Here is a 23,165-nt window from a genome sequence, read left to right on the forward strand (position 1 = left end):
GCGCAAAACTGGCGGATGAAGCCGCACGATGAAGGGATAAAAACATGAATTGCGCGCTACAACATCATGTTCAAGTGCGCTATATGGGCCTCCTGCGCGCCCGTAGCTCAGCTGGATAGAGCATCAGACTTCGAATCTGAGGGTCGGGAGTTCGAATCTCTCCGGGCGCGCCAGCACTTCAGGGCCTGTTCCGCGCGGCGGCCAACGTCGCCATCAACCGTTGTCGCCGGTATCACAACTAACGGAAGCTTTTCGATATTGGCGTTGCATTACACGAACGTCCTCAACAATCTTGTCCAGGAGTACGTGGCGCGCACGCCAGGCCCCTCGCTTGGTCGGCGTTACCTCATCAATGGAACGCCGACGCAACTGTGCCGGCAGCTTAAACGCATAGGGTCCGTTCGGCGTCGCGCCCAGTTCAATCCAATAGCGATCGTAGTCCGCGACCCATTTCCGCGCACGATAAACTCTGCTGCTGGCATGCCCAAGGTTTGATGCTGTCATGATTTCAGCGGCGTCGAAGCTCTCCTTGAGGGCGTATATGACGTGCATCAGAAGGTCTTTTGGTCTCAGTCCGAAAAGGTCCTTGGTCACGTGAACTGTCAATGTCTTTCCATAGTGCTTGGCACTTCCTTGCAGACCGCCGATCCAGAGGCATCGATGCCCATCTTTTTGATCGGGGCCGATCGCGAAGGTCGTGGTCGCAACCGTGACTTGGTCGTTCTGGACAAGCAGTCTACACGTCAGTTCCCCTTCCCGCGACCACAGGGGACTTCGTTCCAGCCTCAGCTCGTAGTGGTTGCCGCTTCGGCCCACGAAGTCAGCAAGGGTCAGGTGACTTCCGGCAATAAGATCGCGCACATGCTGGCCGCCCATGACATTTAGAAGCGCGTCGTAATGGTAAGCGAGAATGTGTGATCGCTGCGCCGGCCGCAAATTGTTGCACAGGAAATGCCGTGCCGGTTTGTTGGCCAGATCGAAGGGAATCGTATCGACGCGTGAGCGGCTGCAGATGTCGTGAAGGTCGATGAACCAGGCGCGCATGCTGTGCGGAGCACGAAGAAACCTGAAAATCATGCGGCGCTTTTCTTTTGCGCTGGCGTGCCCCAACCGCGCCAGTACTGAGAAGAAGATCCAAAACCTTGTCCGAGGTATTGAACCAATCGGCCGCGATGCGGCGCTCGCCGTACTTCGGCGACCGAAAGAGAATTCCATTTTCCTGCCCGTAAGACGTTGCGTTGAGCCCAGCAAATCAACGCAAGCGGCTTATAGGTTGAGGTGTCCGAGATTCTATCGAGATGATATGGAGGTTCGATGGAGGCGTGATGGATGCGCGTCTATCCTCAAGGCGCCCGCCGATGCAGCCAGTCGCGCTCTTCAGTTCTGCCGATTGGCAAGCGTAGCTATGGTCGCTGGGCTGTTCTGAGGAGATCGTTTGCCTTCGTCATATGTGGGCCGGTGTTTGTGTCGACGATCTCCGGTTTCAGAGTATCGATGTATCCGTCCCATCCCCCGCCAAGTGCTTTGTTGAGCGCAATGTAGCTGGTTGCGATCAGAATTCGGCTTTGGAGGAGGGTGTCCTCGGCGCCATAGAGTGAGCGTTCGGCGGTCAGTACATCGAGAAAGCTCGACGATCCGGCTCGGTAGAGAGATTGCGACAAGCTTGCAGCCTGCCGATAAGCCGTCGCGGCTTCGCTGAGCGTGCGGCCGCGGGAGCGTTCCTGGGCAAGCGACACCAGGGCATCTTCGACCTCCCTGAGGGCGATGAAGACGGAGGACCGGTAGGCCACGAAGTGCTGGTCGCGTTGCGCTTGCGCAACTTCGACGGCAGCCCGCAACTTGCCGCCGTTGAAAATCGGGACGCTCACGGTCGGGCCGAACGACCAGCTGATCGACGAGTTCTTGCCGAGATCGCCTAGTTTGGTTCCTGCTGTCGCGATGTTTCCGGTCAGACTTACGCTGGGGTACAGTGCGGCCTCTGCCTGCCCAATCCTGGCGGTGTATTGCGCATATTGACGTTCCGCGGAGCGGACGTCGGGACGCGCGAGCAGGATGTTGGCCGGGACGCCGGCCGGGACCGGTAGTTTCGGCGTCGGAATCGGCCTGGCTTTCGCCAAGCGGCTGTCGAGGGCCGCTGGTGGCCGGCCGGTCAGTACGGACAGTCGATGCACAGCCTCTGCATAAGATATCTCAAGCGTTGGAATCAGCGCACGCGTGGTTGCTGCCTGTCCTGTTGCGTTTGCCACATCGGCGGCCGTCGCGGTGCCCGCCGCCAGTCGATTGCGTGTGATTTGGGTCGTTTCGTCCTGGGACAACGCGGTCCGTCGGGCCAGGGCGATCCGCGCCTGATATCCGCGCACCTGGACGTAATTGGACGCAACGTCGCCGACGAGGGTTAACAGTACGCTCCGGAGATTCTCGTCGGCGGCATCGACGCCATAGGCAGCCGCTTCGACCGACCGCCGGTTCGCGCCAAACAGATCGAGTTCCCAGCTTGCGTCGAAGCCCGCTTGATACAGACTACCGGTGCTGGCGGACGCGGGTTGAGATGGCGCCGACATATTGCCATTAGCGGAAGAGTTGGCGGTTGCCTGAGATGGGGCACTCGCGCCTTTTGAATGCCTGACCGAATCGCTGTTCGCGATTGTCGGAAACAGGGCGCCGACGGCTTGCCGATAGCCTGCTCGTGCCTCCCGAATGCGCGCCTTGGCCGTGGCCACATCGAGATTGCCATTGACGGCTTCGTCGACGAGTTGATCCAGCAGCGGATCGCGAAGCCGCGTCCACCATTGCGCCAATTCAGGCGGCCGTGAAGATTTCGTGGCCTCTGCCTGGCTCCATTGTGCTGGAGTTGCAAGCTGCGGCATTTGATAGTCCGGCCCCACCGCGCATCCACTCAGCGTTGTCGCGACAAGGACAAGCAGGGTCGCGGCAAAACTCGAGCCGCCTGTCGACTTTGACGGGGCCGGTGGCGGCTGAGCCGGCGGTGCTGCCTTTGGCGCATCCAACGGAATCTCGATGGCGCATCCCGTCAGCATGGTGCTCCCCAACAAGGCGGCTGCAACCGACAAGGTGAAGACGGGCCTCAAAGAGACAAACCGCCGCCGAGGGCGCATTGGCGCTCCTGGTGTCATCCTGAATCCCTCGCTGTTACCTGTCGCGCGAATCTTGTGCGTCTATCGTGCTCGGGCCGGCCTCTGTGGGGGGCACACTGGGCCGAGGCGTGCGCGTGAACACGCGACGAACGGAGACGAACAGCAGAGGCACGAAGAAAACGCCGAGCACGGTTGCGGCAATCATGCCGCCCATGACGCCAATTCCGATCGAATTCTGCGCACCTGAACCGGCGCCGTTGGCGACGACCAAAGGTGCGACGCCGAGAATGAAGGCGAAGGAGGTCATGAGAATGGGGCGCAACCGCTGTTTTGAAGCAAGCAGCGTGGCTTCGATAAGTCCCAATCCCGCTTCCTGCCGTGCGATCGCGAATTCTATGATCAGGATCGCGTTCTTGGCGGCGAGCCCGATTGTCGTGAGCAAGCCGACTTTGAAGTAGACGTCGTTGGTCTGGCCGAGCAGGAGGGCGGCGGCCAGCGCGCCCAGAACGCCAATCGGGACCGACAGCATGACCGCGAAAGGAATCGACCAGCTCTCGTAGAGCGCGGCGAGGCAGAGAAAGACAACCAGGACCGAGATCGCAAAGAGCGACGTCGCCTGATTGCCGGACAGTTGCTCTTGCCGGGACAGCGCGGTCCATTCATAGCCGAAGCCGGCGGGCAGGGCGGAGACGAGACGGCCTATCTCGGTCATGGCGTTGCCGGAACTGACCCCAGGTGCCGCGTCACCCTGTATCTCGACCGCCTGTGAACCGTTATAGCGCTCCAGACGCGGCGAGCCGAAAGTCCAACGGCCGGAAGCGAAGGCCGAAAACGGCACCATCGTGCCGTAGGCGTTGCGCACATGCCAGCGATCGAGGTCCTCGGGCTGCATCCGGAAATCCGGTCCAGCCTGCACATAGACTCTCTTGACGCGGCCGCGGTCGATGAAGTCGTTCACGTAGCTGCCGGCCCAGGCCATCGACAGTGTGGTGTTGATGTCGCCGAGACTGACGCCGAGCGCGCTTGCCTTCTCCTGATCGATATCGATCGAGAATTGCGGCGTATCGTCCTGGCCGTTCGGCCGGGTGGCTCTCAGCAGCTTGCTCTGCGCGGCAGCGCCGAGCAATTGATCGCGCACTGCCATGAGTCTGTCGTGACCGGCGCCCGCGACATCCTTGAGATAGAAATCGAAGCCATTGCTGGTGCCCAATCCCTCAATGGCTGGCGGCGCCAACGCAAAGACCTTCGCGTCCCTGATGCCGCTAAACACCGCCATCGCCCGGCCGACAACTGCGTTGGCGGAGAGATCCTGACCTTTGCGCTCGGCAAAGTCCTTCAGACGCACAAAGGCCATGCCGACATTCTGGCCGGAACCTGAGAAGGAAAAGCCCGTCACGGTCATGATGCCGTCGACGGCCTTCGCCTCGTGGTCGAGAAAATGACGGGTAACCCGGTCGAGAACACGCTGTGTCCGGTCAGCCGTGGCGCCGACCGGCAACTGCGTGACCACCATGAGTATGCCCTGATCCTCCTCCGGCAGAAACGAGCTCGGCAGGCGGGTGAACATCACGCCGGCGACGGCGACAATGACGGCGAATGCAATCAGCCCGCGCCAGGGCCGCCGCAGAACGGCGCCCGTGCCGTCGTGGTAAGCATCCGTACTTCGTTCAAGTGCGCGGTTGAACCAGCCGAATATCCCTTTCTTTTCTTCGTGCGGTCTCGGCGGGCGCAGAATGGTGGCGCAAAGCGCCGGCGTCAGGATGAGTGCGACAAGCAGCGACAGGACCATCGCTGACACGATGGTTACGGAAAACTGACGATAGATGACGCCAACCGAGCCGCCGAAAAATGCCATCGGCACGAACACCGCCGACAGCACGGTTGTAATGCCGATAAGCGCGCCGGTGATTTCCCTCATCGATTTGGCTGTCGCCTCGCGCGGCGACAAACCCTCGTCGTGCATGACGCGCTCGACATTCTCGACCACAACAATGGCATCATCGACCAGAAGGCCGATCGCCAGCACCATGGCGAACATCGTGAGCGTGTTGATCGAATAGCCGGCGAGCGAAAGGACGCCGAATGTGCCCAAAAGAACGACCGGGACCGCCAACGTCGGGATGATCGTGGCACGGAAGTTCTGCAGGAAAACCAGCATGACGAGGAAGACGAGTGCAACTGCTTCGATGAGTGTCCGGGTCACTTCCGTGATCGAGATTTGAACAAAGGGCGTGGTGTCGTACGGATAGACGACCTTCACGCCTTGGGGAAATGTCGGGGCAAGCCGGTCAATTGCGTTCGTGACGGCGGCGGCGGTGCGGATGGCATTGGCGCCGGTTGCGAGGTTGATGGCGAGCCCCGTTGCCGGCTGGCCGTTATAGGTGGATGAACTGGTATAGTCTTCGGCGCCGAACGCGACGGTTGCGACATCATTGATGCGGACGAGTGAGCCGTCCGCGGCGCTCTTCAGAATGATGTTCCGGAACTGCTCCGGCGTCTGCAGACGGCTTTGCGCGGTGACAGTGGCGTTGAGCTGCTGCCCCTTGCGTGCCGGCAGGCCGCCCAGTTGGCCGGCCGAGACCTGGGTGTTCTGAGCCTGGATCGCGGCGGCGATATCGGGCGGGGTCAAGGCATATTTGACGAGCTTGTCCGGGTCGAGCCAGATCCGCATGGCATAGCCCGCGCCGAAGAGCTGCGTATTGCCGACGCCGTCGACGCGCTTGAGCGTGTCGTTAAGCGAATTCTTGACGTAATCGGAGAGGTCGGTCTCGCTCATCCTGCCGTCAGTCGAGACGAAGCCCACGACCATCAGGAACGCGCTGGACGATTTGGTGACGGCGAGGCCAGTGGTCTGGACCGCGGACGGCAGGAGCGCGGTAACAAGCTGCAGCTTGTTCTGCACCTGCATCTGCGCAACGTCCGGGTTGGCCTTGTTGGTGAAGGTCAGCGTGATCTCAGCCTGACCGCTCGATGTCGACGAGGCCGTCATGTAATCAAGATTGTCGAGCCCGGTCATGCCTTGCTCGATGATCTTTGTCACCGAATTCTCGACCGTCTGTGCATCGGCGCCGGGATAGCTCGCGCTGATCTGAATGGATGGAGGCGCGATCTCCGGGTATTGCGAGACCGACAGCGTGTTGAGCGCCAGGAGCCCGCCGAGCATGATGACAATGGCGATGACCCAGGCGAAGATCGGCCTCTTGATGAAGAATGCGGAAATCATTCTTCAGCCCTTCGTCGCGTGGTCAGGCGGAATGGCCGCGCGGCGTTCCCGGATCTCGCCGGTCGTCTCGTCGATAACAACCTCTACGCCTTTGGCCTGCTGGCCGACGCGCACGAACTGAATGCCTTCAACGATTACGCGGTCGCCGTTGGCGATCCCCGACCCGACGAGCCAGTTGTTGCCGACGCTGCGGCCGATGGACAGCACGCGCTCCTCGACATTGCCGTTCCGGTCGAGAAACATGGCGGTGGCCTCACCTTTGGTGTTGCGGGTGACGGCGCGCTGCGGGACGAGAAAGCTGTTCGGCGCCACGCCTTCTTCGACGATGGCGCGGGCATACATGCCTGGAAGGAGCAGCCGTTGCGGATTGGGAAAGACGGCTCTCACCGTGAACGTGCCGGTGGACGTGCTGACATTCGCCTCTGAGAATTCGAGCTTGCCCGTCAGCGGATAGATCGTTCCATTTTCAAGTTTTAGCTTCACGGCGACGTTTGAGCCGGCAATATTTACGCGGCCCGCGTCGATTGATTGTCTCAGGTTGAGTAGGTTCGTACTCGATTGGGTGACGTCGACGAAAATCGGGTCGAGCGTGCGGATCGTGGTCAGCACGCTTGTCTGACCGGCTGTGACGAGAGCGCCGGGCGTCAAGGACGACTTATCGGTCCGCCCGCCGATCGGAGCTTTTATCGTTGTATAATCGAGATTGATCCTTGCGGTCTCAACGTTTGCCTTGGCGGTTGCGACGTCCGCTCTGGCCTGGGCGAGCGTAGCAACGGCATCATCCAGTTCCTGTTTGCTGATGGCGTTCTGCTTGACGAGGCCCTGGTACCGCTCAACTTTGGCCTGTGCGCTCGGCACCGAAGCGTCGGCCTTCTGCAAGGCCGCGCTCGCGCTGTTATAGGCGGCTTGGTAGGGCGCAGAATCGATCTGATAGAGCGGCGCTCCCTCGGCCACCTCGTTCCCTTCGATGAACAAACGCCTTTGGATGATGCCGGAAATCTGGGGTCTGACTTCGGCCGTCAGGGATGCAACGACGCGCCCAGGAAGTTCCGCGGTAATTGCCACCGCCTGTGGGTACAGGGTGACGACGCCGACCTCGGGACGGTCCGCTCCCGCGGAAGCGGTCGCTTTGTCATTGGATGCGGGCTTGCAGCCAGCAAGCGCCGCAAGGATTGCGAGGGTTACGATCTTCGCAATCACTGAACGAGTCTTCACAGACGCTCACTTTCGTAGGGAACGGTTGATAGCGCCGGGCCCGGGCGCCCATGGGCGCATACAAGAGGTGCCACTTATCCGGAGAGCATGCGTCGCCTATGGAGGTTTGATGCAGATTTGATGGAGAGTGCCGGGCGAAGCGAGATAATGCTGGGTCGAATCTCGGCAATTCTCCTTTGAATCAGTATCTTGTTCGAAAGCTGACAGCTTCCTTCTCAGCCCTTGGGGAGACGCATCGGGAGGAATTCGGCCACGATGTTTGATGACGTTTCTGGTCGCGAACTGCGACGATGACAGGAGCTATGTTGGTCAAATGAGAAAGATGCTGTTGCATTCGGCTCTCCTTGCGGGGGCGTTGTTGAACATTGCTAGCGGCGCAATGGCCATGCCGCGGGAGAGCATTTTTCACGAGAAGCTCGCGATAAGGGCCGACTTGGAATGTGGGCCGGGTTGGCACATCACGCCCTGGGGCGGTTGCCGTCCCAATCGCCCGACCGTCTACTATGGGAGCGGCCTATGGCCGTATCGCTATGATGGATACGGAGACTATAGCCGGCCGTCTACCGATGGCTGGCATTACGGATATGGATGGTATGGCGACGATTACGGTCAACATGACGATAACGATAACGACGACAACGAGGACTAGGCAGATTGAATTGCGCGCCCCTCACATTTTCCCTATTGGGTCATTTGGCCGCCTCCGGCTTATTGGACACAGAGGCGACCAACCGGATGGCCTGATATGAATGAACTCATCCTAATTGCTGAAGACGAGCCGGAAATCGCCAGAATCCTCGATGCCTATCTGGTACGGGAAGGATTTCGGACCGTGAGTGCGGCCGATGGTCAGACCGCGCTCGATCAGCATTCTATTCTGAAGCCAGATCTCGTTCTTCTGGATGTCAAAATGCCGAGAGTTGACGGCTGGGAGGTGTTGGCCGAACTGCGCCGTCGCGGAGAGACGCCGGTCATCGTGATTACCGCGCTCGACCAGGATATCGACCGTCTGCAAGGCTTGCGTCTGGGGGCGGACGACTATGTGGTCAAACCATTTAATCCCGCCGAGGTGGCCGCCCGCGCCAAGGCGGTCTTGCGACGATCAAGTTCTGCAGGCAGCAAGAGTGTTCTCAGGATTGGCAAGCTCGAAATCGATCTTGAAAGTCATCTCGCTAAGGTCCGCGAGGACAATGTTTCGGTGTTGCTGCAGTTGACTCTCACAGAATTCAGACTTCTCGCTCATATGGCAAAAGCGCCCATGCGGGCTTTCGGCCGCAGCGAGTTGATTGATGCTTGCCTTCCGGGTGGCGACGCCTTGGAGCGGACAGTCGACAGCCATGTCAGTAATCTCCGCCGCAAGCTGGAAGAGGCTGGCGCAACCGGTATGATGTCGGTTGTTCGCGGAGTCGGCTACCGATTGTCGGCCATATGAAACGGTATCGCCTAAGTCGACAAATTGCGCTGTCGATGGGCATGGTCGTGGTTATCGCGATCCTGATGGTCTTCGTCGGGTCGTTCATCTTCTACACTTTTTATCTGACTTGGTTCCCGCCCCCGCCGGGACCGCCTCCGGTTCTCCCGGAGGGTCCGGATTTCGCGCTGATCGCCGTCTTTCTTCTTGTCGGCCTCGCCATCGCGATCCGCGTCGCCCTTGGCCTGGCTCGCCGTATCCTCGCGCCTCTGAACTCCTTGGCGGAGAGCGCGCGCAAGATTGCGGCTGGCGATCTGACCGCGCGTGCCGCCGCCGGTGATCGCTCCCTCGGCGAGACCGCTCAATTGGTCGATGACTTCAATGCGATGGCTCAGAGACTGCAGGACGTGGCGGAGGCCATGGCTTCGTGGAATGCCGCGACTGCGCACGAACTGCGAACGCCACTCACAATCTTGCGTGGCCGCCTGCAGGGCCTCACCGAGGGTGTGTTCGCGCCGAGCGACGATTTGCTCAGGAATCTATTATCCCAGGTCGAGGGTCTTTCGCGCCTTGTCGATGATCTACGAATCGTCACGCTCTCGGACAGCCGGCGCCTCGAAGTGCGGCTCGAGCCGACCGACCTCGCGATGGAAGTCTCCCAGGCGGTCGATGCCATGCGTCCCGCTCTGACCGAGGCAGGATTTTCAATTGAAATGATTGTGCAACCGGCGACGCTGTCTTGCGACGGGACCAGACTCCGGCAGGCGCTGCTCGCGCTTCTGGAAAACGCGCGCCGCTACGCAATGCCAGGACGAATCAAAGTTCTGTTGCGTCCTGAGAAGTCCGGTATCACTTTGTCCGTTGAGGATGAGGGGCCTGGTCTGAGTTCTGAATTTGCGCCGCTTGCCTTCGATGCCTTTACGCGGGCGGAGCCTTCCCGTTCCCGCCAGTTTGGCGGTTCCGGGCTTGGCCTGTCTGTCGTCCGTGCGATTGCGGAAGCGCATGGCGGGCGGGCGCAATATCGAACATCCTTGGCGGGCGGCTCGATTTTCGAGATCGTTCTTCCTATCGGAAGCGCACGACCAGCCGAGACATGAATTCCGGATTACGCGCGATCGGCCATCTTGTCCCGATCCGGGTCTTCGATCTGATCCAGTGCCAAGAGGAGAGATGCCACGCGGTTCGCGGAAGAGGTCCATTCCGCCAGCCGGCCATAACTGTCCGTGATCCAGTTAAATGCGCCTTGGACAATAGCGAACGCCGCCGCTGCCTGGACGGTTTCGCCGAGAGTCATGGCTCCCACCAGATACTTCGGTGTGCAGAGAAGCAGTCCAATGACCGGCGTCAGCAAGGTGTTCGAGTGGGACACCATCGTCATCCGCATGAGCTGCCAACAATAGGCCCGCCACTGAGCGATTACCTCGGTCAATGCGGCGCCAATCGTGAGCCGCCCGCCTGACGCGCCATCCGGCACCGCGATGCCTTCTCCACTCTCGCGAAGGTGTGCGCCAACCGCGCGCAATTCGGCCTCGGCGCGTTTGTTGTCTTCAATGACTCGCGTTAGGCGGTGGGGGATGAGCATCATCGCCGCGGTTATCAGGAGTGAGTAAACAACAACGGCGATGACCAGATAGCCGGGAATCTCAAGCCCTACGCCAAAGCTGTCGATGACAAGGCGACCGCCTACACTCCAGAGTACGCCGATAAAGATAATGGCGGTGAGCACGGACGAGATCAATCCGAGCGTGAGATCGATGGGCAGGTCGGTTGCAACTCTTGCGTCTTCGGCGATCCGATACTCGGGGGTCTGGTGCTCGCCCTGCATGAATCTCAGGTGCCGGAAGCGGCCATTCTGAAGCCAGTAGTCATAGAGATGGGCGCTTAGCCATGCACGCCACTGGCGTTGCATCGTCATGCGGGCCCACACAGAGGTAACGGCGAGAATAAGACTCGCGCCAGCCAGCGGGATGAAATGCCGCGCCTGCACCCACAGCGCTGCTCCGTCCTTTCGCTCGATAGCGTCGAAGAAGTCGCGGTTCCAGAAGTTCAGCCAATATTGCGTCAGCAGCTGCAGAAGGACCGTAGCAATCAACAGCCCGACCAGAAGCCACGCCCGCCAGCGCGTTGGTCCACGCCAGAACCCGGACGCACTCTGCCAGAAACGCGCGATCAAACGTCTTGCATCCGGGGCAATGTAGATGCGCGGCCTAAATTTTGTTTTGGAGGATGCCGTCGTCAATGACCCACTTCTCGATTCAGACCACAGTGCCGAACAATTTGCCGATACCGGCCGTAATGGCCAATGCCAAAGCGCCCCAGAATGTCACGCGGACCGTGGCGCGAAGTATGTTGGCGCCGCCCGCGCGGGCGCCGATCGCACCAAGCAGCGCGAGAAAGCCCAGGGAGGCTCCCGCTACGACGGGCACCAGCGCGTACGAGGGAGCGACGATTACCATAAGCAACGGCATAGCCGCGCCAACGGCAAATGTCGCTGCAGATGTCAGCGCGGCCTGCACTGGACGCGCTGTGGTAATTTCCGAGATTCCGAGCTCGTCGCGGGCGTGGGCGGTCAAAGCGTCGTTTGCCATTAGTTGTTGAGCCACTTGCCGAGCCAATTCCCGATCGAGTCCGCGTTTGACGTAGATATCTGCCAACTCATCAAGTTCAAAGGCCGGATTATCACTCAATTCCTTGCGTTCGCGGGCGAGGTCTGCGCGCTCCGTATCGGACTGTGAACTGACCGAAACATATTCGCCGGCGGCCATCGACATGGCTCCTGCCACCAGGCCAGCAACCCCGGCGATCAAGACGTCATGTTGTGTGGTCGCTGCCGCCGCTACTCCAACGATCAGACTTGCGGTTGATATGATACCGTCATTGGCCCCGAGCACTGCCGCGCGCAACCAGCCGATGCGGCTGACGAGATGGTTTTCGGGGTGAAGACGGGCCACTGTTCTTATGCCCGCCTGTCATATCCGTCCGAGCAGCATCAGAATCAGGACAATGATCAGAATCGTACCAATGATTCCCACGCCGCCGTGACCGAAACCGTAGCCATAGCCGCCGAAACGGCCGCTGAACCCGCCCAGCAAAAAGATAATCAGGATGATAACGAGAATGGTGCCAAGTGACATGTTTGATCTTCCCTTGTTGCGACAAGCGACGAGTACGATTCAGTTAGCAGCCTCCCGTAAGGTCGGGACTACTATTTCTTCTCGATGGAAATTCCGCTTTTCCCGATGTTAATATCGATGCCGGTCGTTTTCTGTCGTTCCTGGTAGAGTTGATAACTGACGACCCCGGCGACGACGATCAGCGCGGCGATGGCGATATAAAGAGTATTACGGTTCATGAGTGCATGTCCTGAGGTTTGAATGTTACAGAGAACCGAGGCCCGTGATCGCGGTCGCCTTTGGCGAAATGGAAGTCACCGCCAATCTGCCTGGTGAGTGCGGTAATGATCTTCATGCCCAATCCGGGCGTCGCCATGGGGTCGAACGGTGCAGGTGATGCCGGGCCGTCGTCACTGACAGAAAGGACGCAGTTCCCCTCCGGTGTTGATTTGAGGTCAACCGTGACATTGCCCTTTGCGTACTTGATTGAGTTTGTGATCAATTCGTTGGCGATGAATCCAAGAGGAATTGCCGTGACGCTTGGGATCCTCAGGGCATCTCCCTCGACACGTATGGATCGGCGTGGAATTTCGTTGGCGGTCATATCCGCAATGTCGTGACATAGTTCTTCAAGGTAAGGCTTGAATTGAACGCTCTCGGTCTTGTCGAGGGCGTGGAGGTGCCGATGAACACGCGCGAGCGTCGCGACACGGTTGGCCGCGATCATCAGTTGGGCCGCAGCTTCGGGATCGGTGGTTCCGCGGCTCTGGGCTGTAAGAAGGCTGGTGATCAATTGCAGGCCGTTCAGAAAACGATGTTCTGACTCCTTGCCCAGAACATCCATCTGTTGGATCATTGCGTCTTTCTGGTGCAACAAAGCCCTTTCGCGAATGACGGCTTCGCGCAACTTTGATTCGGTCGCTTTGTGCCAGCGTAACTCTTTCTCATACATCGAAATCACGTGGCACCTCGTGACGGGCCAACTTGCCGCTATTGAAATTGCGTTGCAGGCTTCGGTGAGGTCTTCCGACAGGTGACCCGTGAGAGACCGGACGTAGGCATGGGAAACCTCCCCGAGCCTATAAGTACGATGAACTACCGAAACCGGAGTAATTCCAAGTTGCCGTGCCGCATCTGCAGTCAGCATAGACCATTCCACGCCAAAAGTGCAGAAAGTCCTTGATACAAGTCAATCATGTTGGGTCTCAAACAATTGGAGATAAAGTCTCGGAAACGCTGGAAAGGCATGCCTTTTCAGCCGCATACGGATACAGGGTGTTCGACGTTGCCGCGCTGAAGCCGTCCGTTGGTATCCGGGGAGCGTGAAGCGCCGCCGGAGGGCTATTCTCCCGCGATCGAAATGAAGGGAAACTACAGGCCCCGATCTGTCGAGCAGCCGATCGCAAGCAGGCAGGCGAGGGCGACGACGTCTGGATCGCTCGTGCCTGTTCCGTACACGTCGCCGAAAGCGCGTTCGACGATTGTCTCGACGGCATTCCGCTCGAACTTTGTCGTCTCGACATTCTATCTCGTCACGCGTGGTGTGACGTTGCCGGGTCGCTGACCTGCGCATCAAACGGCGCTCTTCCCGGCGGCGGGATTTTGGCTACACTCCCCGACAAATAACAAAATGCCCCGGGGAGAATGTCTTTTGCAGGATGCAGGCTCATTCGATTACATCGTTGTCGGCGCCGGCAGTGCCGGATGCGTCCTGGCGGAGCGCCTGTCCGCATCGGGAAAATGCCGGGTCCTTCTCCTCGAGGCCGGCGGCCGCGACCGCAATATCTGGATTCACATCCCGCTCGGCTACGGCAAGCTGTTCACGGATGCGCGAGTCAACTGGCTGTATCAGACCGAGCCGGAACCCGAACTCAACAGCCGCCGCATTATCCAGCCGCGCGGCAAGGTGCTTGGCGGGTCAAGCTCGATCAACGGCCTGCTGTATGTCCGCGGGCAGCATGAAGATTTCGACCAGTGGCGGCAGCTCGGCAACACCGGCTGGGGCTTCGATGATGTGCTGCCGTATTTTCGGAAATCCGAAGATCAGACGCGCGGCGCCGACGATCTGCACGGGACGGGCGGACCGCTATGCGTTTCGGACGTCGAAACGCATCCGCTGTGCGAAGCCTTCATCAAAGCATCGGAGCAGGCAGGCCACCCGCGCAATGACGACTTCAACGGACCGTCGCAGGAAGGCGCCGGCTACTACCAACTCACCGCACGTAACGGCCGGCGCTGCTCGACCGCCAAGGGTTATCTCAAGCCGGCTCTGAAGCGCCCCAACCTCAAAGTCGAGTCGCGGGCCTTGGCGACACGCATTCTGTTCGAGGGCAAGCGTGCTGTTGGTGTCGAGTATCGCCAGCACGGCCAGCTCTTTCAGGCGCGGGCCGCGGGCGAGATCGTGCTGTCCGGCGGTGCGTTCAATTCGCCGCAGCTCCTCCAGCTTTCAGGCGTTGGGCCCGGCGACTTGCTGCGCTCGCACGGCATTGAGGTGCGGCACGAGATGCGCGGCGTCGGGGCCGATCTGCAGGATCACTTCCAGGCGCGTTTTCAGTATCGCTGCACCGAAAAGATTACCGTGAACGATACGATGGCGAGCTTTTCCCGCCGCGTTGGTGCGGCGCTCGACTATGCCCTCTATCGCAAGGGGCCGCTCACCATCGGCGCCGGCTATGCCGGCGGTTTCTTCAAGACCGATCCATCGCTGGCGTCACCGGATGTGCAGATCCACTTCATTCTGTTCAGCGCCGACGGCGTTGGCCAGAAACTGCACTCGCATTCCGGTTTTCTCGCCTCGGTGTGTCAGCTCAGGCCGCACAGCCGCGGCACGGTGCATATCAAGTCCGCCGATCCGGCCGAGGCGCCGGCGATAAAGGCCAACTATCTGTCGGCGGCCTTCGACCGCGACGTCATGATTGCCGGCATGAAGCTGACCCGGAACATCATGAGCCAGCCCGCCATCACGCGATATGTGGCGGAGGAGATCAACCCAGGCCCGAGGGCGCAAAGCGACGACGCGCTGCTCGATTTCGCGCGCGACAAGGGCACGACGGTGTTTCACCCGGTCAGCACCTGCCGTATGGGGCCGGACGCCGGCGCGGTAGTCGATGAACGGCTGCGTGTGCGCGGCCTTGACGGCCTGCGGGTTGCCGACGGCTCGATTATGCCGACTTTGGTGTCGGGCAATACCAATGCCGCCATCGTCATGATCGGCGAGAAATGTGCGGACATGATGCTGCAGGACGCTATGCGACCCGCTGCGGCGGCGTGACGCGTTGGAGCGGCGTTCTGGACGTCAGACCTGCTCGGCGTTGAGATAAGCGAGCCGCGCGCCGCAGAAGGCGCAGATGACGCCAAGTCCCAATGCGGCCAGCCCGGCAATTACGTCGATGGTGCCGCCGAGATTGCCGCTCTTGCTCATGACGCCGCCGGCCGTTGCCATCGCGAACACGACGGCAATGAGGAAGCGCTGCGCGAGCCGGGCGATGAATTCGCGGCCGCGCGCCGCGGCGATGAGATACGCGCCGGTACTCCAGCCGCCGATAAAGCCGGCCCCGGCAATCGCCCACCAGGCAATCGCGGACGCCATCTGTTTGGCATTGCCGGCGTTGGCCTCACGCAGCACGGTATCGAGACCGGCCCCGAACACGGTCAGCAGAATATGCACCACCAGCGCTGCGAAAACGCCGCAGCCGATGGCCGCGGCATAGTGCAGTCTGCGCAGGATCTCGGTGTCCATGGTCCCTGACTTCAGGCGCTATCTCCGGCACCAGCACCGGCCGGACCGATTTAGGCCGTCATTCAGCCTAACGCAACGGAGCCCCGGCGCGCGCTGGATCAGTGTCCGGCGGTTTTCAGAATGCCCCGAATCAGCAGTTCGTGAAATTCGCGCTCCAGCGCATCGAGCGCGGCGCGCCGTGCCGGCGTCATCAGGGCCGGAGGGCTTTCGGTTGTGACGTCCGAATATTGGGAAGGTTGCAGAGAAGGCGAGTCATGAAGAGCAAGGAGCATGAAATTTCCCGATGACAGCTCGTTCCACGACAGGGCTAGCTGAGTCGGCCGCCTGTGGATAAGCCCTCCGGCGAAAAATATCGATTTGCGGAGTGCCGTGGATATTTAAGCTTTGTCAATATTTTGCGGCTTGTTCACTGCGTCGCGGGAAGGGAAAAGCTTGTCTTCCACCCAGCCGAGGCCGGCCAGCACAACGAGCGTCAGCACGACCCCGATGATGACGAGATGCCATGCCGCCAGCGCGCAGGCGATGCCGATTGCGGCCGTGACCCACACGGAGGCCGCCGTGGTCAGTCCCTCGACCGTTCCGGCATCTTTGTTACGCAACACGACGCCAGCGCCGATGAAGCCGATGCCGGTGAGCACGCCCTGCAATACGCCCTGCACAACGCGGCTGAGCGCATCAGGATTGTGGTCAAGACCGCGATAATCGACGGCCGTTAGGGCGGCAATGGCCGAACCCAAAGCGACGAGGGCCAGTGTCCGCATGCCGAGAGGCTTGCCCTGCATTTCGCGATTGAGGCCGATGGCGATGCCGGCTCCGGCCGCGGCAAGAAGGCGGAATATTTCGTCCCAGGCGTTGCTGTCCATGGCGCATAAACCGGGGCGGGCCGCCGAAGTTCCATCGCTCCCGGCTAGCGCTTCTTGCGGGGCCGCCTGTGTGCCGGTTTGCCGGTGGCCTGCCTGGCGCTCATTTTGAGCGCTTCGCGGAAGTCGGCGGTGCGGCCATATTTCTTCAGCAGGTCGCGAAACGCCTCCTCAGTGATGTCGTCGAGGTCCTTCATCTGCTCGCGTGCCGTCAGCGAGATTGCGTCCCAGGTGGCACGTTCAATCCTGATGCGTTTGCCAACGAAATCGTCGTCAGTCGCCGCCTTCGCGGCTTTGCTTGACGTGGCGGTGGGCGTTCGGGACTTCTTTTTGGCCATTGGGCCAGCATAACGCGCCGGCCTCCGAATGGCTCCCGGCTGGCGGGCATCGGCCGGGGCGGTTAGAAATGTCGCTCTGACCCAACCGGAAACCCTGCATGAGCCTCTTTGCCGCCCGCACCAGCCAAACGCGCCTCCGTACCGGTCATGAGGGCAGCCGCGTCACCTATGTTGAACTGTTCTTCGACTTGGTTTTCGTATTCGCGGTCACACAGCTGTCGCACGGGCTGCTGGCGCATCTCAGCCCGATCGGACTTGCTCAGGCAGCGGTGCTGCTTGTTGCGATGTGGTGGGCCTGGATCGACGCCGCCTGGGTGACGAACTGGCTCGACCCGGCGCGGCCGGTAGTCCGCATCATGCTGTTTGCGCTGATGTTGGCCGGCCTGGTGTTCTCCGCTGCTTTGCCGAAGGCGTTTGATGACCGCGGTGGAGCCGTGGCGGCAGGTTATGTCGCCATGCATGTGATCCGCGACAGCGTGATGTTGTGGGCACTCTATCGCCACGACAGAAATAACTTTCGCAACTTCGTGCGCATTTCGATCTGGCACCTGGCGGCATCGCCCTTCTGGCTGGCGGGATGTTACGGCGATGCGGCGTGGCGTCTTCAGTTCTGGGCACTCGCCGTGGCGATCGAGACGGCCGCGCCAATCCTCGGCTACTGGGTGCCGCGCCTTGGCCGTTCGGTCAGCACCGACTGGGCCGTGGCCGGCGCCCATATGGCGGAGCGCTGCGGCCTGTTCATCATCATTGCGCTCGGCGAGTCGATCCTGATCACCGGTGCGACTTTCGCCACGCTTGACTGGACGGTCACCAACATTGTGGCCTTCCTCGTGGCCTTCACGGGCAGTGTCGCGTTATGGGCGGTGTATTTCAATATCGGCGCAGAGCGTGCGAGCCGGCAGATCGAAACGTCGGACGATCCAGGCCGGCTGGCGCGCGCCGGCTACACATTCATGCATATGCCGATCGTGGCTGGCATCATCGTCGTCGCGGTTGGCGACGAACTGGTGCTGCATCACCCTGGCGGGCACGTCGAGCTGCCGGCCTTGGGCGCGCTCGTGGGCGGCCCCGCGCTGTATCTGATCGGCAATGCGTTGTTTAAACGGTTGTCGGCGCCAAACCTGCCGCTCTCGCATCTGGTCGGGCTGGGTCTGCTGGCGCTCGCGGTGCCAGCGTCGTTTTTCGTGTCGCCGCTGCAACTCTCGGCAATTACGACGGGGATCCTGATCGTCGTCGCAACCTGGGAGTGGTTGTCGCTGCGTCAGCGCGCCGAGGCGTGACCCGCTTCAGCCCTCGCCGATCTCTTTGAGGATTTCTGCGGTGTGCTCGCCGAGCTTGGGCGAAGGGTTTTCGCTGGCGGCACGCCAGCCGTCGATGACGATGGGCGTGCGCACGCCGGGAATGGTACCGCCTTTGGCTTCGGCACGCGGCAGATTGAGCTTCATGCCGCGGTATTTCACCTGCGGATCGTCGAAGACTTGCTGAAGATTGTTGATCGGGCCGGCCGGCACCTTCTGCGCCTCCAGCTTGGCGAGCAAGTCGTCGCGGGTCATGCGCTTGGTCGCTGCGGCCAGTTGCGGCACCAGCTCGTTGCGGTGTGTCAGTCGGCCAGTGTTGTTGGCGTATTTCGGATCCTGCGCCAGCTCCGGAAGGCCGATGACATTGCAGAACTTCACATACTGATTGTCATTGCCGGTGGCGACGATGATATGGCCGTCGGCGACGGGGAATTCCTGATACGGCACGATATTCGGGTGCGTGTTGCCGATGCGCTCCGGCATCTTGCCGGACACGAGGAAGTTCAGCGCCTGATTGGCGAGGACCCCGACGGTCGAATCCACCAGCGCTGTATCGACATAGGCACCCTTGCCGGTGCGCTCGCGTTGCTGCAGGGCAGCAAGAATGCCGATCGTGGCGTAGCAGCCGGTGAAGATGTCGGAGATGGCGACGCCGACGCGCGTCGGCGGATTGCCCGGCATGCCGGTCAGATCCATCATGCCGCCCATACCCTGCGCCATCAGATCGTAGCCGGCGCGCTGCGCATAGGGGCCGTCCTGACCAAAGCCGGTCACCGAACAATAAATCAACCGCGGGAATTCGTCCTTGAGGTTCGCATAGTCGAGCTTGAACTTGGCCAGCCCGCCGACCTTGAAGTTCTCGATCAGCACGTCGGACTTGGCCGCCAGTTTGCGGACGATGCGCTGGCCTTCCGGATCGTCGAAATCCAGTTCGATTGAGCGCTTACCGCGGTTTGCGGCATGGAAATAAGCGGCGCCGAGATGGCTGCCATCGGTGCTCTCGACGAAGGGTGGGCCCCACTGGCGCGTATCGTCCCCGGCGCCTTTGCGCTCGACCTTGATCACGTCGGCGCCAAGATCGGCCAGCATCTGACCCGACCAGGGGCCGGCGAGAATGCGGGCGAGCTCGAGGACGCGGATTCCGGCGAGTGGCTTCGACATGAGATTTCCTTGCGGCTTTCGTTCGGCAATATTCGCGGGTCGGGCTTTGGCGATCCTTGATGCACCGCAAAAAGGACGCCCGACCGGGCGCTGTTATACCTTGAAGCGCGGATCGAGGAAGTCCCGAAGGCTGTCGCCGACCAGGTTGAAGGCAAATACCGCAAGGCTGATGGCCAATCCGGGAAACAGGATCATCCACGGCGCCTGCTTGTAGAAGTCGGCGGCATTGCCGGACAGCATCAGGCCCCAGGCGGCGGTCGGCTCGGTGACGCCGAGGCCGAGGAACGACAGAGAGGCCTCGGCCAGGATTGCCTGAGCGATGAAAGCCGTCAGCATGATGAGGTAGGGCGCGACCACGTTGGGCGCCATATGACGGAAGATGATGCGGCTGTGCGAATAGCCCGCCGCTCGGGCGGCATCGACATAGGGCATCACCCGCACCGACAGCGCTGCCGAGCGCACCACGCGCGCAACGCGTGGGATGATCGGGATGGCAATTGCGACGATCAAGTTGATGTCGACGCCGGCCACCGTGAATTTGCGGAACGCGGCCACCACAACCAGCGCCAGCACGATGAGCGGGAAGGCCAACAGGATGTCGACAATTCGTTGAATCCAATTGTCGATCCGGCCGCCGAAATATGCCGAAGCGACGCCGAGGATAGCGCCCAGCGACGAGCCGACGAATGACGAGGTAAAACCGATCACCAGTGCGGTGCGTGAACCGTAGATCAGGCGCGAGCAGATGTCGCGGCCATAGGCATCGGTGCCGCACCAGTGATCCGCCGACGGCGGCGCCAGAAGGGAGGCAAAATCGATGCTGAGCGGATCGTAGGGCGCGACCCACGGCGAAAACAGGCCGGCGAACATCATCGCGAAGATAATCACAAAACTCACGGCGCCGAGCGGCTGTTGCCGGCAGAAGTCGACTACGACGTTTGAACGGCGGGGTTTGGCTGCCGCCGTTTCGGCGGGCAGGCTGGGGGATGCGAGCGTCATTTGCCGTACCTGATGCGCGGATCGAACACCGCGTAAAGCAGGTCGATCGCAAGATTGACGAAAACGTAGAAGGCGGCGATCAGCATCACCATTCCCTGGATCAGCGTGAAGTCGTTGCGCGACACGCTCTGCACGAAGAGCTGACCGATGCCGTTGAGGTTAAAGACCTGCTCGGTGACGACAAGGCCGCCGATCAGAAAGGTGAATTCGAGGCCGATCACGGTGATTGCCGGCAGCAGCGCGTTGCGCAGGGCGTGCCGCGATATCACCAGCCGCTCGTAAACGCCCTTGGCGCGCGCCGTACGGATGTAATCTTCATTGAGTACTTCGAGCAGTGACGACCGGATCATGCGCGCCACCACGGCGCAATAGCGGTAACCGACCGCGAGCGCCGGCCAGATAAGCTGCTTCAGGTTGGCGACCGGATCGACATATATCGGTGTGAAGGTGATCGGCGGCAGCCAGTTGAAGAACGACAGCAGCGCCAGCATGATCAGCATGCCGAACCAGAATGACGGGATGGAGAGGCCGCCGATCGTCAATACGCGGACCAGATAGTCTATCCACGTGTCTCTGAACAGCGCCGCCAGCGTGCCCATCGGGATTGCGAGCAGCACTGCGATGATCGTCGCCATGATGGCGACCTGCAGCGACAATTCGAGCCGGATGGCGATTTCGGTCACGACCGGACGCTCGGTCCACATCGACGTGCCGAAATCGAACTTCGCCATGTTGACCATCCACTCGCCGAATTGCACGACCAGCGGCCGGTCAAGGCCGAGCCGCTTGCGCTCGAGCTCGATGGTTTCCTGCGTCACGCTGCCGCCGTCGCCGCGCAGCTTGATCTCGACGATGTCGCCAGGCACCACGCGCAGCAGGAAGAACACCAGCACGGCCACGCCGATCAGGGTCGGAATGGCGAGCAGAACGCGGTTGATCGTGTAGCGGAGCATGAGCGGTTCTCGTGATTGCCGCGACCTCACCCTTCGAGACGCGGCCTGAAGGCCGCTCCTCAGGATGAGGTCGCTCATTTGTGGCCCTCATCCTGAGGAGCCGTGCACAGCACGGCGTCTCGAAGGATGAGGGGTAAAAGTATTACGTATTGATCCAGACATCTTCGAGCTGTTGACCGAGGTTGTGGCTCGGCGACATCTTCCAGCCCATCAGTGCCTTGTGCGTCGGCACGATGCGGTGCCACCACAGGATCGGCTGCTGATAGCCCTGTTCGAACACCCGCTTCTCGAAAGCGCGGATCAGCGCCTTGCGCTTCTCCGGATCGCGCTCGCGGATGTGGTCGTCATAGAGCTTGTCGAGTTCCGGATCGGTCGACCGCGAGCGGTTTTCCGGGGCGCGCGACAACGAAAGATACTTTGATAGCGCGAGGCTCGAGTCATCCATGAACAGGTTGGAGAAGTCGATGGCGACGTCGTGGTTGCCGGCGTTCATGGTCGCCAGATATGGGCCGGTGTCGGACTGCTTGTGCTCGACCTCGACGCCGATCTGTCGCCACTGGTCGACAAGGAAAACGCCGGCCGGGGTGTAGGGCATCGCGAGGTTGCGATTCCACAGCACGAATTTCAGGTTTTCCTGTCCGGCTTCCTTGAGCAGCTTCTTGGCTTCCTCGCGGGATTTCTTGATGTCCTTGGAGAAGCCTGGCAGCTTGACGAGCTCCGCTTCTGGCGTCGCGTAAGGCGAGCCGGGGCGCAGCACGCCGCCGACGGCACGGAGAGTTGAGATCTTCGACAGGCCGACGCTGCCGCCCCAGCGATCGATCGCCATCAGAAGCGCCTTGCGCACGCGCACGTCGTCGAATGGCTTCTTGGTGACGTTGAAGCAGACCAGCAGGTTGAGCGTCCAGCTGTCTTCCTCGATGCGGATCTTGTCGCCCATGGCTTGGACGAGACGGTCGCGCTCCGCTGGCGAGATGCCGCGGAATTCACCGAGCACCTGGCCGCCTTGTACGGCGTTGAGCATCGCCGCCGCCTGCAACGTGAAGATGCCTTTGAAGCCATCAAGATAGGGCATGCCCTTCTTGAAGTAGTTGTCGTTCTTTTTGCCGGCGACGTGGCTGCCCTTGACGTGCTCGACGAAGACAAACGGTCCAGTACCGTTGATCTTGGTGCGTGGCCCGGCCGGGTTCTCCGCCAGATCCTTGGCGGAATAAATCACGTTCCACGGCGAGGCGAAGTGCTCCAGCATCGCCGCGTTCACCGCCTTCATCTTGAAGATAATGGTAAGCGGGTCCGGCGTCTCGATGCTGCCGATGTCGGCGAAGGTCGGCTTGCGCGTCGACACCACGCCCTGCGGCGGGTCGCGCAGTCGATCGTAGGTCGCCTTCACGTCCGCAGAGGTGAAAGCCGTGCCGTCGGCGAACTTGACGTTCGGATGGAGCTTGAAGGTATAGGTCATCAGGTCGGGCGCCACCGTCCACGATTGCGCCAGATCGCCTTCGACCGACGGGAACTTGGACAGGTTGAAGCGCAGCAGCGTCGAATAGAACGGTGCGGCGAAATGCAGCGTCGCATAGGTGTCGCTGGCATGCGGGTCATAGTGCGGCGCTTCGGCGCTGATCGCGAAATTGAGCGTGCCGCCGCGCTTCACGTTCGGAGCCTGGGCTTCGGCTTTGGTAAAGTCGAAGTTGAAGCCGCTAAGGCCGAGGGCGAATGCGCCGGCCGTTCCCTGCAGAGCCGTTCGTCTCGTGATCTTCATCGTT

The 23,165-nt window shown here is 60.8% G+C and carries 22 protein-coding genes and 1 tRNA gene; 7 read left to right on the forward strand and 16 right to left on the reverse strand.

The genetic code is table 11. The features are described 5' to 3' along the window. The first annotated feature begins 96 nt into the window (after positions 1–96). Positions 97–173 (forward strand) — tRNA-Arg (locus DXH78_RS08450). A 40-nt stretch (positions 174–213) separates the two neighbouring features. On the opposite strand, the gene DXH78_RS08455 is transcribed toward DXH78_RS08450, so the two are convergent. From DXH78_RS08455 to DXH78_RS08470, 4 genes are all read right to left on the reverse strand, one after another. Next, positions 214–1,215 carry a DUF535 family protein gene (locus tag DXH78_RS08455; protein WP_115516616.1) on the reverse strand — a complete coding sequence of 334 codons (1,002 nt, stop codon included), beginning with the start codon at positions 1,213–1,215 and terminating at the stop codon, positions 214–216. 188 nt (positions 1,216–1,403) lie between these two features. Further along, positions 1,404–3,038, reverse strand: coding sequence for an efflux transporter outer membrane subunit (locus DXH78_RS08460; RefSeq protein ID WP_115517811.1), 1,635 nt, complete (start codon positions 3,036–3,038; stop codon positions 1,404–1,406). Between the two features lie 112 nt (positions 3,039–3,150). Further along, entirely contained in the window at positions 3,151–6,318 is a 3,168-nt protein-coding gene (locus DXH78_RS08465) for an efflux RND transporter permease subunit (protein ID WP_283805610.1), read from the reverse strand. A 3-nt stretch (positions 6,319–6,321) separates the two neighbouring features. Then, positions 6,322–7,518, reverse strand: coding sequence for an efflux RND transporter periplasmic adaptor subunit (locus DXH78_RS08470; RefSeq protein ID WP_430727475.1), 1,197 nt, complete (start codon positions 7,516–7,518; stop codon positions 6,322–6,324). A 277-nt stretch (positions 7,519–7,795) separates the two neighbouring features. On the opposite strand from DXH78_RS08470, the gene DXH78_RS08475 reads away from it, so the two are divergent. From DXH78_RS08475 to DXH78_RS08485, 3 genes are all read left to right on the forward strand, one after another. Then, a complete protein-coding gene (locus DXH78_RS08475) occupies positions 7,796–8,182 on the forward strand; it encodes a GCG_CRPN prefix-to-repeats domain-containing protein (RefSeq protein WP_115516618.1) in 387 nt (128 codons plus the stop codon). Positions 8,183–8,278: 96 nt separating this feature from the next. Then, entirely contained in the window at positions 8,279–8,965 is a 687-nt protein-coding gene (locus tag DXH78_RS08480; protein ID WP_115516619.1) for a response regulator, read from the forward strand. A gap of 35 nt (positions 8,966–9,000) precedes the next feature. After that, on the forward strand, positions 9,001–10,041 hold the full coding sequence (locus DXH78_RS08485) for an ATP-binding protein (RefSeq protein WP_488225866.1): 1,041 nt from the start codon (positions 9,001–9,003) through the stop codon (positions 10,039–10,041). An 8-nt stretch (positions 10,042–10,049) separates the two neighbouring features. Here the strand turns inward: DXH78_RS08485 and DXH78_RS08490 are convergent, their stop codons facing one another. From DXH78_RS08490 to DXH78_RS08505, 5 genes are all read right to left on the reverse strand, one after another. Further along, on the reverse strand, positions 10,050–11,183 hold the full coding sequence (locus DXH78_RS08490) for an SbmA/BacA-like family transporter (RefSeq protein ID WP_245416771.1): 1,134 nt from the start codon (positions 11,181–11,183) through the stop codon (positions 10,050–10,052). A gap of 16 nt (positions 11,184–11,199) precedes the next feature. After that, the gene (locus DXH78_RS08495; RefSeq protein ID WP_115516621.1) at positions 11,200–11,895 is read right to left on the reverse strand and encodes a VIT1/CCC1 transporter family protein; all 696 of its coding nucleotides are present in this window, start codon (positions 11,893–11,895) and stop codon (positions 11,200–11,202) included. A gap of 18 nt (positions 11,896–11,913) precedes the next feature. Further along, positions 11,914–12,078, reverse strand: coding sequence for a DUF3309 family protein (locus tag DXH78_RS08500; protein ID WP_115516622.1), 165 nt, complete (start codon positions 12,076–12,078; stop codon positions 11,914–11,916). A 71-nt stretch (positions 12,079–12,149) separates the two neighbouring features. Further along, the gene (locus DXH78_RS19825) at positions 12,150–12,296 is read right to left on the reverse strand and encodes a hypothetical protein (RefSeq protein WP_168192745.1); all 147 of its coding nucleotides are present in this window, start codon (positions 12,294–12,296) and stop codon (positions 12,150–12,152) included. Further along, positions 12,293–13,204 (reverse strand): sensor histidine kinase, encoded by a 912-nt coding sequence (locus DXH78_RS08505; protein WP_115516623.1) that lies wholly within the window; start codon positions 13,202–13,204, stop codon positions 12,293–12,295. The genes DXH78_RS19825 and DXH78_RS08505 overlap by 4 nt, the downstream gene beginning before the upstream one ends. A gap of 287 nt (positions 13,205–13,491) precedes the next feature. Between DXH78_RS08505 and DXH78_RS20360 the strand changes: the two genes are divergently transcribed. Both DXH78_RS20360 and DXH78_RS08510 read left to right on the forward strand, forming a co-directional pair. Continuing rightward, a complete protein-coding gene (locus tag DXH78_RS20360) occupies positions 13,492–13,683 on the forward strand; it encodes a hypothetical protein (RefSeq protein ID WP_430727493.1) in 192 nt (63 codons plus the stop codon). A gap of 4 nt (positions 13,684–13,687) precedes the next feature. After that, positions 13,688–15,328 (forward strand): GMC family oxidoreductase, encoded by a 1,641-nt coding sequence (locus DXH78_RS08510; RefSeq protein ID WP_115516624.1) that lies wholly within the window; start codon positions 13,688–13,690, stop codon positions 15,326–15,328. 24 nt (positions 15,329–15,352) lie between these two features. On the opposite strand, the gene DXH78_RS08515 is transcribed toward DXH78_RS08510, so the two are convergent. From DXH78_RS08515 to DXH78_RS08525, 3 genes are all read right to left on the reverse strand, one after another. Then, positions 15,353–15,796, reverse strand: coding sequence for a hypothetical protein (locus DXH78_RS08515; RefSeq protein WP_115516625.1), 444 nt, complete (start codon positions 15,794–15,796; stop codon positions 15,353–15,355). Positions 15,797–16,173: 377 nt separating this feature from the next. After that, complete coding sequence (locus DXH78_RS08520; protein WP_115516626.1) at positions 16,174–16,659, reverse strand: MgtC/SapB family protein; 486 nt, start codon at positions 16,657–16,659, stop codon at positions 16,174–16,176. 44 nt (positions 16,660–16,703) lie between these two features. Beyond that, positions 16,704–16,994 (reverse strand): hypothetical protein, encoded by a 291-nt coding sequence (locus DXH78_RS08525; RefSeq protein WP_245416772.1) that lies wholly within the window; start codon positions 16,992–16,994, stop codon positions 16,704–16,706. A 98-nt stretch (positions 16,995–17,092) separates the two neighbouring features. Here DXH78_RS08525 and DXH78_RS08530 point away from each other — a divergent pair, with 98 nt between their 5' ends. After that, a complete protein-coding gene (locus tag DXH78_RS08530; RefSeq protein WP_115516627.1) occupies positions 17,093–18,274 on the forward strand; it encodes a low temperature requirement protein A in 1,182 nt (393 codons plus the stop codon). Positions 18,275–18,280: 6 nt separating this feature from the next. On the opposite strand, the gene DXH78_RS08535 is transcribed toward DXH78_RS08530, so the two are convergent. From DXH78_RS08535 to DXH78_RS08550, 4 genes are all read right to left on the reverse strand, one after another. Further along, positions 18,281–19,453, reverse strand: a complete 1,173-nt coding sequence (locus tag DXH78_RS08535) for a CaiB/BaiF CoA transferase family protein (protein ID WP_115516628.1) — start codon at positions 19,451–19,453, stop codon at positions 18,281–18,283. Positions 19,454–19,546: 93 nt separating this feature from the next. Beyond that, positions 19,547–20,452, reverse strand: coding sequence for an ABC transporter permease (locus tag DXH78_RS08540; protein WP_115516629.1), 906 nt, complete (start codon positions 20,450–20,452; stop codon positions 19,547–19,549). Further along, positions 20,449–21,405, reverse strand: coding sequence for an ABC transporter permease (locus DXH78_RS08545; RefSeq protein WP_115516630.1), 957 nt, complete (start codon positions 21,403–21,405; stop codon positions 20,449–20,451). Before DXH78_RS08545 ends, DXH78_RS08540 begins: the two co-directional genes overlap by 4 nt. A 142-nt stretch (positions 21,406–21,547) precedes the next feature. Further along, on the reverse strand, positions 21,548–23,161 hold the full coding sequence (locus DXH78_RS08550; RefSeq protein WP_115516631.1) for an ABC transporter substrate-binding protein: 1,614 nt from the start codon (positions 23,159–23,161) through the stop codon (positions 21,548–21,550). Between the last annotated feature and the right edge of the window lie 4 nt (positions 23,162–23,165).

Origin of the sequence: Undibacter mobilis (assembly GCF_003367195.1) — a bacterium.
GTDB lineage: Bacteria > Pseudomonadota > Alphaproteobacteria > Rhizobiales > Xanthobacteraceae > Pseudolabrys > Pseudolabrys mobilis.

What these genes read in the sequence shown, in the direction of transcription:
- DXH78_RS08515 (WP_115516625.1), bottom strand. Translation starts at nt 15,796, where the DNA reads ATGGACACCGAGATCCTGCGCAGACTGCACTATGCCGCGGCCATCGGC.
- DXH78_RS08545 (WP_115516630.1), bottom strand. Translation starts at nt 21,405, where the DNA reads ATGCTCCGCTACACGATCAACCGCGTTCTGCTCGCCATTCCGACCCTG.
- DXH78_RS08500 (WP_115516622.1), bottom strand. Translation starts at nt 12,078, where the DNA reads ATGTCACTTGGCACCATTCTCGTTATCATCCTGATTATCTTTTTGCTG.
- DXH78_RS08455 (WP_115516616.1), bottom strand. Translation starts at nt 1,215, where the DNA reads ATGGAATTCTCTTTCGGTCGCCGAAGTACGGCGAGCGCCGCATCGCGG.
- DXH78_RS08530 (WP_115516627.1), top strand. Translation starts at nt 17,093, where the DNA reads ATGAGCCTCTTTGCCGCCCGCACCAGCCAAACGCGCCTCCGTACCGGT.
- DXH78_RS08480 (WP_115516619.1), top strand. Translation starts at nt 8,279, where the DNA reads ATGAATGAACTCATCCTAATTGCTGAAGACGAGCCGGAAATCGCCAGA.
- DXH78_RS08505 (WP_115516623.1), bottom strand. Translation starts at nt 13,204, where the DNA reads ATGCTGACTGCAGATGCGGCACGGCAACTTGGAATTACTCCGGTTTCG.
- DXH78_RS19825 (WP_168192745.1), bottom strand. Translation starts at nt 12,296, where the DNA reads ATGAACCGTAATACTCTTTATATCGCCATCGCCGCGCTGATCGTCGTC.
- DXH78_RS08535 (WP_115516628.1), bottom strand. Translation starts at nt 19,453, where the DNA reads ATGTCGAAGCCACTCGCCGGAATCCGCGTCCTCGAGCTCGCCCGCATT.
- DXH78_RS08540 (WP_115516629.1), bottom strand. Translation starts at nt 20,452, where the DNA reads ATGACGCTCGCATCCCCCAGCCTGCCCGCCGAAACGGCGGCAGCCAAA.
- DXH78_RS08465 (WP_283805610.1), bottom strand. Translation starts at nt 6,318, where the DNA reads ATGATTTCCGCATTCTTCATCAAGAGGCCGATCTTCGCCTGGGTCATC.
- DXH78_RS08525 (WP_245416772.1), bottom strand. Translation starts at nt 16,994, where the DNA reads ATGGCCAAAAAGAAGTCCCGAACGCCCACCGCCACGTCAAGCAAAGCC.
- DXH78_RS08460 (WP_115517811.1), bottom strand. Translation starts at nt 3,038, where the DNA reads ATGCTGACGGGATGCGCCATCGAGATTCCGTTGGATGCGCCAAAGGCA.
- DXH78_RS08550 (WP_115516631.1), bottom strand. Translation starts at nt 23,161, where the DNA reads ATGAAGATCACGAGACGAACGGCTCTGCAGGGAACGGCCGGCGCATTC.
- DXH78_RS08475 (WP_115516618.1), top strand. Translation starts at nt 7,796, where the DNA reads ATGACGTTTCTGGTCGCGAACTGCGACGATGACAGGAGCTATGTTGGT.
- DXH78_RS08520 (WP_115516626.1), bottom strand. Translation starts at nt 16,659, where the DNA reads ATGGACAGCAACGCCTGGGACGAAATATTCCGCCTTCTTGCCGCGGCC.
- DXH78_RS08510 (WP_115516624.1), top strand. Translation starts at nt 13,688, where the DNA reads ATGCCCCGGGGAGAATGTCTTTTGCAGGATGCAGGCTCATTCGATTAC.
- DXH78_RS08485 (WP_488225866.1), top strand. Translation starts at nt 9,001, where the DNA reads ATGGGCATGGTCGTGGTTATCGCGATCCTGATGGTCTTCGTCGGGTCG.